We start from the raw sequence: 14,006 nt of genomic DNA, 5'->3' as shown, positions 1-14,006 counted from the left end.
CCGGCGCCGGGCCGACGCACGCCGCCCCGGCGGACGCGACTTCGCCACCGCCACCGCAGCGTTCGCATGCAGGGTCGGGCGGCGGGCAGGGGCGTGGATCAGGGTGCGGGCGGGGGAGCGGTGCTGTCGCGCCGCACCAGCCGGGTCGGTACCAGGACCGTTCCCGGGCCCGCCGGCTCGTTGCGGATCTGGCGCAGCAGGCCCTGCACGCAGCGGCGCCCGACCTCCGCGAAGTCCTGGCGCACCGTCGTGAGTGGCGGGATGAACGAAGAGGAGTCCGGGATGTCGTCGAAGCCGACGATGCTGACGTCGCCGGGGACGCCGCGGCCGTGCTCGTGCAGCGCCCGCAGCACCCCGAGCGCCATCTGGTCGTTGGCGGCGAAGATCGCCGTGCACCGCGGTTCCCTGGCCAGGGCCAGGCCGGCGCGGTAGCCGGAGTCCGCCGACCAGTCGCCGCGGTGCACCGGCGGCACGAAGCGGCCCGACTCCAGCAGCGTCCGGCGCCACGCCTGGGTGCGGCGTTCGGCGGCGAACGACTCGGCCGGCCCGGTCACGTGCCACACCGTCTCGTGTCCGAGGTCGAGCAGGTGCTGCACGGCCTGGCGCGCGCCGTCGGCCTGGTCGGTGTCGACCACCGGGTAGCGGTCGCCGGCGTCCGAGTCGACGACGACCACCTGCACGCCCGGCGGCAGCGTCAGGTTCGCTGCGTCGAGCAGGTGCACCTCCATGATCACGATGATGCCGTCGACCGCGAGTTCGCCGAGCCGGGTGAACGCACCGAGCACGCCGTCCTGGGTCGGCACCGCCACCGGGATCAGCGTGATCGCGTAGCCCTCCTGCGCCGCGTAGCCGGCGATGGCCTCTACCGTGCGGCTGTTGCCCGTGGTGGCGAGGGTGAAGAGGATGACGCCGATGGTGCGGAACTCGCCCAGCTTGAGCGCCCGCGCGGCGCTGTTGGGGCGGTAGCCCAGCTCCTGCATCGCGGCGAGCACCTGCATGCGGGTCGACTCGACGACGCCCGGGTGCCCGGTGGAGACGCGTGACACCGTCTGCGACGAGACGCCGGCCAGCCGGGCCACGTCGGCCATCGAGACCGCCCGCCCGGGGCGCCGGGTCCGGCCAGCCGTCATCGGCGGCAACTCCTTCTTGACGATCCGCAACCGGCGGTGAAACTATCACCTGCGATGTTAACGCAAACATGACGTTGCTCATCTCCTGGAAACCGCCGGCCAACCGATGGTGTGCGGTACGGGATGTTTACGCAAACATCGACGATCTGGCGGGAGGGGTGACACCGCGATGGCCGAGACGGCGATGGTTGCCACACGACGCCGGTCCTGGGTGGGCTGGCGGTTCGTCGCGCCCTTCATGGCCGTCTTCGCGCTGGTCTTCCTCGCGCCGATCGCGTACTCGATATATCTGAGCCTGTTCCGGAACCGGCTCGTCGGCGGCAACTCGTTCGTCGGCCTGGACAACTACCAGCAGGCGCTCACCGACCCGAGATTCTGGTCCGCGCTCGGGCGGGTCTCGCTCTTCCTGGTCGTGCAGGTGCCGGTCATGCTGTTCCTCGCCCTGCTGGTCGCGCTCGCGATCGACAGCGGCCGGCTCTACGGCAGAGGCTTCTTCCGGGTGTCGATCTTCCTGCCGTACGCGGTACCGGCGGTCGTCGCGACGCTGATGTGGGGCTTCATGTACGGCTCCCGCTTCGGCCTGATCGGCAACATCAACGACACCCTCGGCACGAGCCTGCCGGACCCGCTGCAGCCCGCCTGGGTGCTCGCGGCCATCGGCAACATCGTGACCTGGGAGTTCGTCGGCTACAACATGCTGATCTTCTACTCGGCGCTGCGCACGGTGCCGGGCACGCTCTACGAGCAGGCCGAGATCGACGGCGCCGGCGAGTTCCGGATCATCCAGGCGATCAAGCTGCCCGCCATCCGCGGCGCCCTGGTCGTCGCCACCATCTTCTCGGTGATCGGCAGCTTCCAGCTGTTCAACGAGCCGAGCATCCTGCAGAGCCTCGCGCCGAACGCGATCACCACCTACTTCACCCCGAACCTGTACGCGTACTCGCTCTCCTTCTCGGGGCAGCAGTACAACTACTCCGCCACCGTCGCCATCGTCATGGGCGTCATCACCATGGTCATCGCGTACGCCGTGCAGCTGCGCGGCACGAGGGAGCGCTGAGCCGTGGCGAAGCGGGCGCGCCGCCCCAGGAGCGCGGTACTGACCGCGCTCACCGCGATCGTGCTGGTGTACAGCCTGATCCCGCCGGCCTGGCTGGTCATCAACGCGACCAAGACGCAGGACGGGCTGTTCACGTCCTTCGGGCTGTGGTTCGACGACGGGCGCTTCGCGCTCTGGGAGAACGTCCGCGAGACGCTCACCTACGACGACGGCATCTTCCTGCGCTGGCTCGGCAACACCGTGCTGTACGTGATCGCCGGCGCCGGCGGCGCGACGTTCCTCGCCGTGCTCGCCGGCTACGGACTGGCGAAGTTCGACTTCCCCGGCCGGCGCGCGGTCTTCGCCACCGTCATCGGCGCGGTCGCCGTGCCCGGCACCGCGCTCGCCGTGCCGACCTTCCTGATGTTCAGCCGGATGGGCCTGACCAACACCCCGTGGTCGGTCATCGTCCCGTCGCTGATCACGCCGTTCGGGCTCTACCTGATGTGGACCTTCGCGGCCGAGGCGATCCCGGACGAGATCCTCGAGGCGGCGCGGGTCGACGGGGCGGGCGAGTCGCGGACCTTCTTCACGATCTGCGTGCCGATGCTCGCGCCGGGCATCGTCACGGTCCTGCTCTTCAGCATGGTCGCGACCTGGAACAACTACTTCCTTCCGCTGATCATGCTCAAGGACCCGGACTGGTACCCGCTCACCCTCGGGCTCAACGCCTGGAACGAGCAGGCCGCCACCGCGGGCGGCACGGCCGTCTTCCACCTCGTCATCACCGGATCGCTCCTCACGATCCTCCCGCTGCTCGCCGCGTTCCTGCTGCTGCAGCGGTACTGGCAGTCCGGCCTCGCCGCCGGCAGCGTCAAGCAGTAGAAGGGACCCCCATGCCCACTCTCACCCGGCGGCACCTGATCGCGGCGGCCGCGGCCGCAGCCACCACCCTCGCCCTCGCCGCGTGCGGCGACGACGACGAGGGCGGCGGGAGTTCCACGAACGGCGCCGTCTCCGACGCCGACGTCCAGGCGGCCCTGCGGAAGGGCGGCGCCCTGACGGTGTGGGCCTGGGAGCCCACCCTCAAACAGGTCGTCGCCGAATTCCAGCAGGCGTACCCGAGCGTCAAGGTCAACCTCGTCAACGCCGGCACCGGCAACGACCAGTACACCGCGCTGCAGAACGCGATCGCGGCCGGTTCGGGCATTCCGGACGTCGCCCAGCTCGAGTACTTCGCGCTGCCGCAGTTCGCCCTCGCCAAGTCGGTCACCGACCTGAGCCGGTTCTCGGCCGGGTCGCTGAAGGACAGGTACACCCCCGGACCGTGGGCGTCGGTGCACAGCGGCGACGGCGTGTACGGCCTGCCGATGGACTCCGGCCCGATGGCACTGTTCTACAACAAGCAGGTCCTCGACTCCCACGGCATCGCCATCCCGGCGACCTGGGCGGAGTACCTGGACGCCGCCCGCAGGCTGCACCGGGCCGACCCGAAGGCGTACATCATCAACGACACCGGCGACGCCGGCTTCACCACCAGCCTGATCTGGCAGGCCGGCGGCAAGCCGTACCGGGTGGACGGCACCGACGTGACAATCGACTTCACGGACCCGGGCTCGACCGAGTTCGTCCGGGTCTGGTCGGCGCTGATCAGCGAGAAGCTGCTGGCGCCGATCGCCTCGTGGAGCGACCAGTGGTTCCAGGGCATCGGCAACGGCTCGATCGCCACCCTGGCGACAGGCGCCTGGATGCCGGCGAACTTCACCTCGAGCGCGCCGAGCGGCGCCGGCAAGTGGCGCGTCGCCCCGCTGCCGCAGTGGCAGGCGGGTGCGGGGGCGAGCGCGGAGAACGGCGGCAGCTCGCTGGCCATACCGGAGAAGACCGCCGCCAAGACCCTGGCGTACGGCTTCATCAGGTACGCCGCCGAGGGCGACGGCGTGCAGGTCCGCATCGACAACGGCGCCTTCCCGGCGACCACCGCGCACCTGCGGTCGCCGGAGTTCCTCGGCGCCGGGTTCGAGTACTTCGGCGGCCAGAAGGCGAACGAGATCTTCGCCCGGTCCGCGCAGCAGGTGGTGACCGGCTGGTCGTACCTGCCGTTCCAGGTCTACGCCAACAGCGTCTTCAACGACACCGTCGGCAAGGCGTACGTGTCGTCGACGACCCTCGCGGACGGCCTCAGGGCGTGGCAGGAGCAGTGCGCCAGGTACGGCACCGAGCAGGGCTTCACCGTCAAGTGACGCCGCACCGAGGAGATCGCGTGGAGACCCCGTACCGCTGGCTGCGCCGGCCGGACCCCGCGGCCGCGCCCCGGCTGGAGTACGGCGCGGACTACAACCCGGAGCAGTGGCCGCGCTCCACCTGGGACGACGACGTCCGGGCCATGCGGGCCGCCGGGATCACCGTCGTCTCGCTCGCGATCTTCTCGTGGGCGCGCCTGGAGCCGGCCGAGGGCGAGCACGACTTCGGCTGGCTCGACGAGGTCATGGATCTGCTGCACGCCGGCGGCATCGCGGTCGACCTGGCCACGGCGACGGCGTCCCCGCCGCCGTGGCTGACCGCGAAGCACCCCGAGATCCTGCCGGTGGACCGGAACGGCGCGACCATGTGGCCGGGCGGCCGCCAGCACTGGCGCCCGACCTCGCCCGTCTTCCGGGAGCACGCGCTGCGGCTGGTACGCACGATGGCCGGGCGCTACCGCTACCACCCGGCGCTGGCCGCCTGGCACATCTCCAACGAGCTGGGCTGCCACAACGTCTACGACTACTCCGACGACGCCGCCGCCGCGTTCCGCACCTGGCTCCGGGCCCGGTACGGCGATCTCGCCGCGCTGAACGCGGCCTGGGGCACCGCGTTCTGGTCGCAGCACTACGGCGACTGGGCGCAGATCCTGCCGCCCCGCCGGGCGGCGACCCACCCCAACCCGACGCAGCAGCTCGACTTCAAGCGCTTCTCGTCCGACGCGCTCAAGGACTACCTGCGCGCCGAGCGCGAGGTGCTGCGCGAGCTCACCCCGGACGTTCCGGCCACGACGAATTTCATGGTCATGGGCGAGCAGAACTCGATGGACTACGCGGACTGGGCGGCGGAGGTCGACTTCGTCTCCAACGACCACTACGTGCGGCGCGGCCCGCGCGCCCTCGACGAGCTCTCCTTCTCGGCGAACCTCACCGGGCACCTCGCGGGCGGCCGCCCGTGGTTCCTGATGGAGCACTCGACCGGCGCGGTGAACTGGCAGCCGGTCAACGTGGCGAAGAAGCCCGGCGAGCTGGCCCGCGACTCGCTGACCCACGTGGCGCACGGCGCGGACGCGGTCTGCTTCTTCCAGTGGCGCCAGTCCGCGGCCGGCGCGGAGAAGTACCACTCGGCGATGCTGCCGCACGCCGGGCGGGACAGCGAGGTCTTCCGGTCGGTGGTCGCCCTCGGCGACACGCTGCGCCGGCTCGCCCCGGTCTCGGGTACGGCGCGGAGCCCGGCGCGGGCGGCGATCGTCTTCGACTGGACGTCGTGGTGGGCCAGCGAGCAGGACTCGCACCCGACCGACCGGCTGCGTTACCGCCAGGAGGCCCTGGACTGGTACTCGGCGTTCCTCGACCTGGGCGTGCGCGCGGACGTGGTGCCGGTGGCGGCGGACCTGACCGGTTACGGCCTGGTGGTCGCGCCGGTGCTGCACGTCGTCCCGGCCGCGCTGGCGGAGCGGCTGCGGGCGTACGTGCACGGCGGGGGGAACCTGGTGACCACCTACTTCTCCGGCATCGTCGACGAGCACGACCACGTCTGGCTCGGCGGCTACCCGGGGCCGCTGCGTGAGCTGCTCGGCATCCGCATCGAGGAGTTCGCGCCGCTGATGGACGACGAGCGGGCCGAGCTCGACAACGGCCTGATCGGCACCCTCTGGACCGACCGGCTCAGGGTCACCGGCGCGGACGTCGAGGTGCTCGCGTCGTACCGGGACGGGCGCCCGGCCATCACCCGCCGGGCGGCCGGAACGGGCTCGGCCGCGTACATCTCGACCCGGCTCGGGCCGGACGGCCTGGCCGGGGTGCTCGGCGAACTGCTGACCCGAGCCGGGATCGGCAGCGAACTGCCGGCGGCGCTGCGCGGCCGGGTGGAGCTCGCGGTCCGGGAGGACTTCTGGTTCCTGATCAACCGCACGGCCGAGCCGGCCGAGCTGACCGGCCTGGACGGCGAGCCGCTGCACGGCTCGGCGGCGCTGCTCGAGCCCGGGGGAGTCGCGGTCCTGCGCCGCCCGGCGTGACGGGCGGGGTCCCCTCGCCGCTCACCTGAAAAGTTTTCCCGCCGGGCGGGCAACCTTTCGGGCCCCGCGGCCCACTGAGGGGGCAAGTGATCCGCGGGGAGGCCGTTCCAACAGGACCTCAACCGGCCTCCCCGCGGGTTCCTGATCGACGGCCCTCGAAGCGACATCGTGTTCCGCCGCCGGCGAGGGCACCGGGCGCCCCGGCACCTCCGCGATATTCGCCAGGCGTCCGGCTGAACCCCGGCTGCTCCGGTTCCGTTATCCCCCACAGCCGGGGCAGCCGGTTTCCACCCACCGACAGGAAGGACCGTGTGAGGGACACCGATCACGAGCGCGCCTTCCGGCGTTTCTTCGAGCAGCACCACGCGGACCTGTCGCGGCTCGCCTACCTGGTCACGGGCGATTCCGGCGTGGCCGACGACCTGGCGGCCGACGCGTTCGTCGAGGTGTGGCGGCACTGGGAGCGGGTCGAGGCCGCCGACAGCCCGATCGCGTACGCCCGCGGCATCCTGGCCAACCTGGCCCGCCAGTGGATCAAGCGGCAGAGCCGGGAGCGGCTGGGCCTGCTCGGCCTCGGCCTGCTGCGCCGCGACCGCGCCGAGCCCGACACGCCGGCGGTCCTCGACGTCCGGGCGGCCCTGCGCCACCTGCCGCTGCGCCGCCGCGAGTGCGTGGTGTTGCGGTACGCGTTCGACGTGCCGGAGCGCGAGGTCGCCGAGATCCTCGGCATCTCGGTCGGCGCGGTGAAGAGCCTGACGTCGCGTGGGGCGGCGCAGCTGTCCGGGTACCTCGAGCAACTGCCGGTCACGACGGGAGGACTGAGTGCGTCAGCTTGATGAGCGCGACCTCCGCGTCGTGCTGCGCGAGGAGGCGGAACGGCACCGGCCGGACCGGGGGGCGATGCTGGACCGGATCGCCCGCGGCCGCGCCGAGCACGCACCCGGGCCGAAGGGGCGCGTCCTCGCGCTGCTGCGGCCGGCGGCCGCGGCGCTCGCGGTGGCGGTGGTGCTCGTGCTGGCGATCGCCGGCGTGCGCATCGCCGACCGGGGCCCGGAGCCGGACGGCGCACCGGTGGCCGCGCCGACCGCCGTCGCGCCGCCGGCCTCCGCGACGCCGGCCACCCGGCCGCCGGAGTCCCCGCGGGCGTCGGTCAGCAGCGCTACCAGCACGAAGACGAAGGAGCCGCCGCGGGCCGAGCCCGGCCGGGACGGGTTCCTGTCCTCGGCGGGCGCGGTAGACCGGAACTCCAACGACGGCTGGGCGCAGGGCAACGTGGTGCTCACCAACACCAGGACCCTGACCGCGCTGGAGGTCACGGTCAACGTCGCGATGACGCCGGGTCTGGTCGAGACCGGCCGGTTCAGCACCGTGCCGGCGAACCTGCTGACCGTCACCAGCGCCCGCAAGGGCGACCTGCTGGTGTTCCGCTTCACCCTGGTGAGGGGCGCGGTGCTCGCCCCGGGCAGCTACACCTTCGCGGTGCAGTTCAACCACGCCGCGGGCCGGCGCTCCGCGGCCGGCGACACCTACGCCGCCGAGGCGACGGCCGCGGGCGGGGACGCCCAGGTCTCTGGGGTGTTCAGGGCTGGGTGACCGGGTCGCCGCAGACCCGGTCGCGGCCGCTGCGCTTGGCGGCGTAGAGGTTGCGGTCGGCGGCGGCCAGCACCGCGCCCGCGGTCGGCCCGGCGCCGGACACGGTCGTGACCCCGATGCTGCAGGTCACCCCCAGCTCGCGGGTGACCTGCGCCCAGTCGTGCCCGGCCACCTCCATCCGGATGGTCTCCGCGGTGATCCAGGCCGCGGCCTCGTCCGCGCCCGGCAGCAGGACGACGAACTCCTCGCCGCCGAGCCGGGCGACCACCGCCTCGTCGGGCGCGGTGGCGGTCAGCAGGGCGGCGAAGCGCCGCAGGACCACGTCCCCGGTCGCGTGTGACAGCGTGTCGTTGATCCGCTTGAAGTGGTCCAGGTCGATCAGCACGACCGAGAGCGGCCCCGCCTCCGCGCCGACCGCGGCGAGCGCCACCGGCAGCTCCTCGTCGACGTGGCGCCGGTTGTGCAGCCCGGTGAGCGCGTCGCGGTGCGCCAGTTCGCGGAACTCGTCGGTGGCGCGGCGCGCCTCCTCCGCCTGGTACACCGCCTGCAGCGCCCGGGACCGGGCGTCCTGCTCCGCGGAGGTGAGCACCCGCGTCTCGACGTGGAAGCGGCGGTACTCCTCGAACGCCTCCCGGTAGCGCCCGGCGGCGGCGTACACGAGGGCCTGCTGCTCGCGGGCCCGGGCCTGCAGCCCGGCCAGGCCGTGTTCGGCGCACAGCAGCAGGACCCGGTCGAGCATCGCCTGGGCGCTGGCGATCTCGCCGAGCTCGCGCTGGGCCTCGGCGGCGGTGAGCAGGCCCTCCTCGATGGCGTTGCCCTCGTCGACCAGGTACCGGGGTACGTCGTCGGCGAGCAGCGGCCCGAGGATGTTCTCGACGTCGGCATGCCGGCCGGCCAGCATCGCCACCCGGGCGATGGTGTCCAGGATGGTGCCGGTCAACGGGAATCCGGTGCTGTCGGAGGTCGCCCGGATCTTCCGCTCGAGGTCCTCCGCGGCACGCAGGTCGCCGCGCTCGCATGCGGTGTACGCCATGTTGTTGAGCAAGTTGATCGCCAGTTCGCCGTCGCCGATGGCGGCGGCGAGGGCGAGCGCCTCGTCGAAGTTGCGCAGTGCCTCATCCGGCGAGCCGGTCTCGTCGAGCAGCACGGCGAGGCACATCAGGTGGCGGGCCCGGATGGGCGGCACGACGTCGTCGGCGGTGTGCGACATGCACTGCACGGCGTGTTCCAGCGCGGTGGCGTTGTCGCCGAGCTGGCGGAAGAAGATCGACAGGGCGCGGTGGCAGCGGGCCAGCAGATAGTCGTCGCCCAGCTCGACGGCCTCCGGGTAGACGAGGTGGGCGACGCGCCCCCCGGCGACCGTGTCGCCCTCCCGCAGCATGACGACGGCCCGGACGAGCCGCGCCCGCAGCACGAGGTCGGCCCGTCCGGCGGCGGCGGCCTTCCGCTCGACGCGCTGGGCGTAGGCCGTCTCGGTGTGCAGCGTCGCGGTGCTGCCGATCTCCAGGGTCAGCAGCTCCTCGGCCAGGCGGTCGGCGTAGGCCGGCGCGTGTGTCGTGGTCACGGTGCTCCTGACGGTGGGCAGGTGCCCAGATTTGCTGGCCGCAGGAGCGCGACGGGTGCGGTCGAGGTTGCGGACGGGTTGCGGCCCGGCCCGGGGGACGGGCCGGGCCGCGGGGCCTCGGGTGGGGTCGGTTACGGGGGTCAGGCGGCCGCGCAGGTCGGTGTCGGCGCCGTGTTCGTGCCGGTCCAGCTGGCGGTGAAGCCCCAGCTGGTGCTGCCGCCGGCCGGCACCGAGCCGTTGTACGACATGTTGCGGGCCGTCACGGCGGAGCCCGACGAGGTGACCGCGGCGTTCCAGGTGTTGGTGAACCGCTGGCCGCTGGGCCACGTCCAGGTCACGGTCCAGGAGGTGATCGCCGCGCCGCCGGCGGTGACGGTCACCGCACCCTGGAATCCGCCGCCCCAGGAGCCGGTCACCGCGTACGTCGCCGTGCACTGCCGGCCGGTCGGCGGGGGCGAGCTCGGGGGAACCGACGGCGAGGTCGGCGGGCTCGTCGGTGTGGTGGGCTGGGTGCCGCCGAAGACGGACGCCTCGCGGGAGGTCGCCTTGATGCCGTTGGCGCCGTTGAAGAGCCGCTGGCCCCAGGAGGTCAGCGCGCTTGCGTTGAAGTTCGTGACCAGGTCCAGGTACTCGACGCCGCCGCCGTTGCCGCTCCAGGACCAGCCGAGGTAGCCGATGCCCCGGGACTGCGCGGTGGCCAGGATGGTGTCCTCGTCGGGGTTGCCGTCGGAGTGGTTGTGGCCGAACTCGCCGACCACGATCGGCAGCCCGGCCGTGATGAACCGGCCCAGGTAGTCGTCGATCTCCGCCGCGGTGTCGAAGACGCCGTACATGTGGATCGAGAAGATGGTGTTGCGCTGCGGGTCGGTGGCGAAGACCGAGGCGGCGTTGTCGCGCATCGTGAAGGACCAGTCCTGGCCCCAGTTCGGCGCGTCCACCATGATCGAGTGCTCGAAGCCGGCGGCGCGCAGCCGGGTGATCGCGTTCTTGGTGTCCGCGACCCACCCCGCGGTGCCGGTGTTGCCGTACGGCTCGTTGCCGATGTTCAGGATGACGTAGCGCTCCTGCCCGGCGAGCGCGCTCCTGATCGCGATCCAGTAGTCGACGGCCCGGGCCAGGGTCGTGGCGGCGGACTCCTCGCCGTACCCGGTGGTGTCGTGCACCTCCAGGACGCAGATGAGCCGGTTCGCCTTGCACTGGGTGATGACGTTTGTGACGTCGGCGGCGTCGTTGCGGGTCCAGCGGTCGCCGCTGCTGAGGACCACACGGACGGTGTTGGCGCCAAGCGCCTTGATGTCGGCGAGCGAGCCGAGCTTGTCGGCGTACCAGGTGTGTGCGTGGTTGACGCCGCGCATCACGAAGGCGTTGCCGTTGGCGTCCAGGATGCGGCTTCCGCTGACGGTGAACCCGGCGGCGGCCTGGGCCGGCTGCGCCGTCACGGCGACCACGCCGGCCACCGCCACCAACAGGGCGGCCAGGCCGCCGAACAGTCTGCGTCGTCTCACGGGTGTCCTCCTCGGGCGGCGCACGCGGCGCCGTTCGTTCGGGTGAAGGTTTTCGGGAGCGCTCCCACGATGGATCGACAGGCATCTTCCTACCTACTCGGTTCAGTTGTGTCAACACGCAGGAAACCTTCCCGTTACATCGAAATGTTTCGAGCTCTTGACAACGAAATGACGGCGGGCCACATTCATGGGAGCGCTCCCACGAGAGACGTCCGTCGATGGCGTGCTCGGAGAGGAATCCCTTTGCGACGCCCATTCATCATCCTGGCGGTCGCCGCACTGCTTCTCGGTGCGACGACCTTCGTGGCGCAGGCGGCCGGCCGTCCTCCGGCCGCCGGCGCGGCGGCGGCCGCGTCCGCCGACACGTACGCCTGGAAGAACGTGCGCATCGACGGCGGCGGATTCGTGCCCGGCCTGGTCTTCAACCGCACCGAGAAGAACCTGATCTACGCGCGCACCGACATCGGCGGCGCATACCGCTGGAACCAGGCCGGCCAGAACTGGGTGCCGCTGCTCGACTGGGTGGGCCAGGACGACTGGGGCTACAACGGAGTGCTCAGCATCGCCACCGACCCGGTCGCCCCCGACCGGGTCTACGCGGCCGTCGGCATGTACACCAACGGCTGGGATCCCAACAACGGCGCCATCCTGCGCTCCACCGACCGCGGCGCCACCTGGCAGATCACCAGGCTGCCGTTCAAGAACGGCGGCAACATGCCGGGCCGCGGCATGGGCGAGCGGCTGGCCGTCGACCCGCACGACAACAGCCACGTCTTCTTCGCCGCCGAGGGCGGCAACGGCCTGTGGCGCAGCACGGACCACGGCGTCACCTGGGCGAAGGTCACCGCGTTCCCGAACGCCGGCAACTACGTGCAGGACCCGGACGACACCAACGGCTACCTGAGCCAGAACCAGGGCCTCACCTGGGTGACCTTCGACGACGTCACCCGCGACGTCTACGTCGGCGTAGCCGACAAGGCGAACCCGGTATACCGCTCCACCGACGGCGGCGTCACCTGGTCGCGGATCGCCGGGCAGCCCACCGGCTACCTGGCGCACAAGGGCGTGCTGGACTCCGTCAACCACCACCTGTACGTCGCCACCAGCGACACCGGCGGCCCGTACGACGGCGGCAAGGGCCAGGTCGCGCGGTACGACACCGTGACGGGGGAGTGGACCGACGTCAGCCCGGTCAAGCTCAGCGCCGGCGACGAGCTCTACTTCGGCTACTCCGGCCTGACCGTCGACCGGCAGCGGCCCGGCACGCTGGTGGCCGCCACCCAGATCTCCTGGTGGCCGGACGCGATCCTCTTCCGGAGCACCGACTCCGGCGCCACCTGGAAGAGGATCTGGGACTGGGCGGGTTATCCGAGCCGGTCCAAGCGCTACACCATGGACATCTCGGCGAACCCGTGGCTGGACTTCAACACCGATCCGCAGCCGCCCGAGGCGACACCCAAGCTCGGCTGGATGAACGAGTCCGTCGAGATCGACCCGCTCGACTCCGACCGGATGCTCTACGGCACCGGCGCGACGGTCTACGGCACCACCCAGCTCACCAACTGGGACGGCGACACCACGTTCACCATCAGGCCGATGGCCAAGGGCCTCGAGGAGACAGCCGTCCTCGACCTCGCCAGCCCGCCCTCGGGCGCCCCGCTGGTCAGCGCCCTCGGCGACATCGGCGGCTTCCACCACGCCGATCTGGACGCCGTGCCGCCGGCCTTCCACGACGCGCCGAGCCTCGGCAGCAACACCGGTCTCGACTTCGCCGAGCTCAACCCCGCGGTCTTCGTGCGGGTCGGCAACGCGGACGCGGCGCCGCACATCGGCGTCTCCAGCGACGGCGGCCGCAACTGGTACGCGGGCCAGGAGCCCGCCGGCGTCACCGGCGGCGGCTCGGTGGCGGTCTCGGCCGACGCGAACGCCGTCGTCTGGGCGCCGGCCGGCGCGGACGTGCATTACTCGACGACGCGCGGCGGCTCCTGGACGAGGTCCACGGGCCTGCCGGCCGGCGCCAAGGTGGAGAGCGACCGGGTCGACCCGAAGACCTTCTACGGGTACGCGTCGGGCAGGTTCTACGTCAGCACCGACGGCGGCGCGACCTTCGCCGCCTCGGCCGCGGCGATGCCGTCCACCGGCCGGGTCAACTTCCACGCCGTGCCCGGCAGGGCCGGCGACGTCTGGCTGGCCGGCGGGACCGGGCTGCTGCACTCGACCGACGCGGGCGCCACCTTCGCGGCGGTGGCCGGGGTGGGCTCGGGCGTCAACGTCGCCTTCGGCAAGGCGGCGCCGGGGGCCGCGTACCCGGCGGTCTTCCTGGTCGGGACGGCGGGCGGCGTGGCCGGCGTGTTCCGGTCCGACGACGGCGGCTCGTCCTGGGTGCGGATCAACGACGACGCACACCGGTACGGCAACGCGGGCGACGCGCTGGCCGGCGACCCCCGCGTCTACGGCCGCGTCTACCTCGGCACCAACGGCCGCGGCATCCTCTACGCCGACCGCCTGGGCGGCACGTCCACGCCGTCGCCGAGCCCGTCCACCTCCTCGCCGTCCCCGTCCCCGTCGTCCTCCACGCCGGCACCCGCCACGGGCTGCGCGGCCACCTACCGGGTCACCGGATCCTGGCAGGGCGGCTTCCAGGGCGAGGTGACCGTCAGGAACAGCGGCACCGCCGCCACCCGGACCTGGGCCGTCGGCTGGAACTTCACCGCCGGGCAGACCCTGTCCCAGGTGTGGAGCGCCACCGGCGGCCAGACCGGCACCGCCGTCTCCGTCCGCGACGCCGGCTGGAACGGTGCCGTGGCCCCGAACGCCACCGCCACATTCGGCTTCATCGCCTCGTGGACCGGCGGCAACCCCGTCCCCGCGCCGATCACCTGTGCGGCCACGTCATGACCCTCCCCACCCCCAGGAAGGA

Annotated in this window: 10 protein-coding genes; 7 read left to right on the top strand and 3 right to left on the bottom strand. The window is 72.1% G+C overall.

The features are described from left to right. Positions 1 to 98 precede the first annotated feature (98 nt). Complete coding sequence (locus tag AB0B58_RS22350; RefSeq protein WP_360226559.1) at positions 99 to 1,130, bottom strand: LacI family DNA-binding transcriptional regulator; 1,032 nt, start codon at positions 1,128 to 1,130, stop codon at positions 99 to 101. A 169-nt stretch (positions 1,131 to 1,299) separates the two neighbouring features. Here AB0B58_RS22350 and AB0B58_RS22345 point away from each other — a divergent pair, with 169 nt between their 5' ends. The 6 genes from AB0B58_RS22345 (at position 1,300) to AB0B58_RS22320 (ending at position 8,017) form a co-directional block, all read left to right on the top strand. After that, complete coding sequence (locus AB0B58_RS22345) at positions 1,300 to 2,187, top strand: sugar ABC transporter permease (protein WP_360226556.1); 888 nt, start codon at positions 1,300 to 1,302, stop codon at positions 2,185 to 2,187. Between the two features lie 3 nt (positions 2,188 to 2,190). Next, a complete protein-coding gene (locus AB0B58_RS22340; protein WP_360226553.1) occupies positions 2,191 to 3,051 on the top strand; it encodes a carbohydrate ABC transporter permease in 861 nt (286 codons plus the stop codon). Positions 3,052 to 3,062: 11 nt separating this feature from the next. After that, on the top strand, positions 3,063 to 4,406 hold the full coding sequence (locus AB0B58_RS22335; RefSeq protein ID WP_360226550.1) for an extracellular solute-binding protein: 1,344 nt from the start codon (positions 3,063 to 3,065) through the stop codon (positions 4,404 to 4,406). Between the two features lie 20 nt (positions 4,407 to 4,426). Then, a complete protein-coding gene (locus AB0B58_RS22330; protein WP_360226547.1) occupies positions 4,427 to 6,424 on the top strand; it encodes a beta-galactosidase in 1,998 nt (665 codons plus the stop codon). Between the two features lie 311 nt (positions 6,425 to 6,735). Then, positions 6,736 to 7,260: a SigE family RNA polymerase sigma factor gene (locus AB0B58_RS22325; RefSeq protein ID WP_360226544.1), complete on the top strand. Its 525-nt coding sequence runs from the start codon at positions 6,736 to 6,738 to the stop codon at positions 7,258 to 7,260. Continuing rightward, positions 7,247 to 8,017 carry a hypothetical protein gene (locus tag AB0B58_RS22320; RefSeq protein ID WP_360226541.1) on the top strand — a complete coding sequence of 257 codons (771 nt, stop codon included), beginning with the start codon at positions 7,247 to 7,249 and terminating at the stop codon, positions 8,015 to 8,017. The genes AB0B58_RS22325 and AB0B58_RS22320 overlap by 14 nt, the downstream gene beginning before the upstream one ends. Here AB0B58_RS22320 and AB0B58_RS22315 read toward each other — a convergent pair. Then, positions 8,004 to 9,581: a tetratricopeptide repeat-containing diguanylate cyclase gene (locus tag AB0B58_RS22315; protein ID WP_360226538.1), complete on the bottom strand. Its 1,578-nt coding sequence runs from the start codon at positions 9,579 to 9,581 to the stop codon at positions 8,004 to 8,006. The genes AB0B58_RS22320 and AB0B58_RS22315 overlap by 14 nt on opposite strands. 140 nt (positions 9,582 to 9,721) lie before the next feature. Then, positions 9,722 to 11,086, bottom strand: coding sequence for a cellulase family glycosylhydrolase (locus AB0B58_RS22310; RefSeq protein ID WP_360226535.1), 1,365 nt, complete (start codon positions 11,084 to 11,086; stop codon positions 9,722 to 9,724). Between the two features lie 243 nt (positions 11,087 to 11,329). Here AB0B58_RS22310 and AB0B58_RS22305 point away from each other — a divergent pair, with 243 nt between their 5' ends. Then, entirely contained in the window at positions 11,330 to 13,984 is a 2,655-nt protein-coding gene (locus AB0B58_RS22305) for a cellulose binding domain-containing protein (protein ID WP_360226532.1), read from the top strand. The last annotated feature ends 22 nt before the right edge of the window (positions 13,985 to 14,006 follow it).

Source organism: Actinoplanes sp. NPDC049118 (assembly GCF_040648555.1).
In the GTDB taxonomy this organism is placed as follows: Bacteria; Actinomycetota; Actinomycetes; order Mycobacteriales; family Micromonosporaceae; genus Actinoplanes.
Note: the sequence above shows the minus strand (reverse complement) of the source record. Positions and strands in the feature narration are given on the sequence as shown.

What these genes read in the sequence shown, in the direction of transcription:
- AB0B58_RS22345 (WP_360226556.1), top strand. Translation starts at nt 1,300, where the DNA reads ATGGCCGAGACGGCGATGGTTGCCACACGACGCCGGTCCTGGGTGGGC.
- AB0B58_RS22335 (WP_360226550.1), top strand. Translation starts at nt 3,063, where the DNA reads ATGCCCACTCTCACCCGGCGGCACCTGATCGCGGCGGCCGCGGCCGCA.
- AB0B58_RS22350 (WP_360226559.1), bottom strand. Translation starts at nt 1,130, where the DNA reads ATGACGGCTGGCCGGACCCGGCGCCCCGGGCGGGCGGTCTCGATGGCC.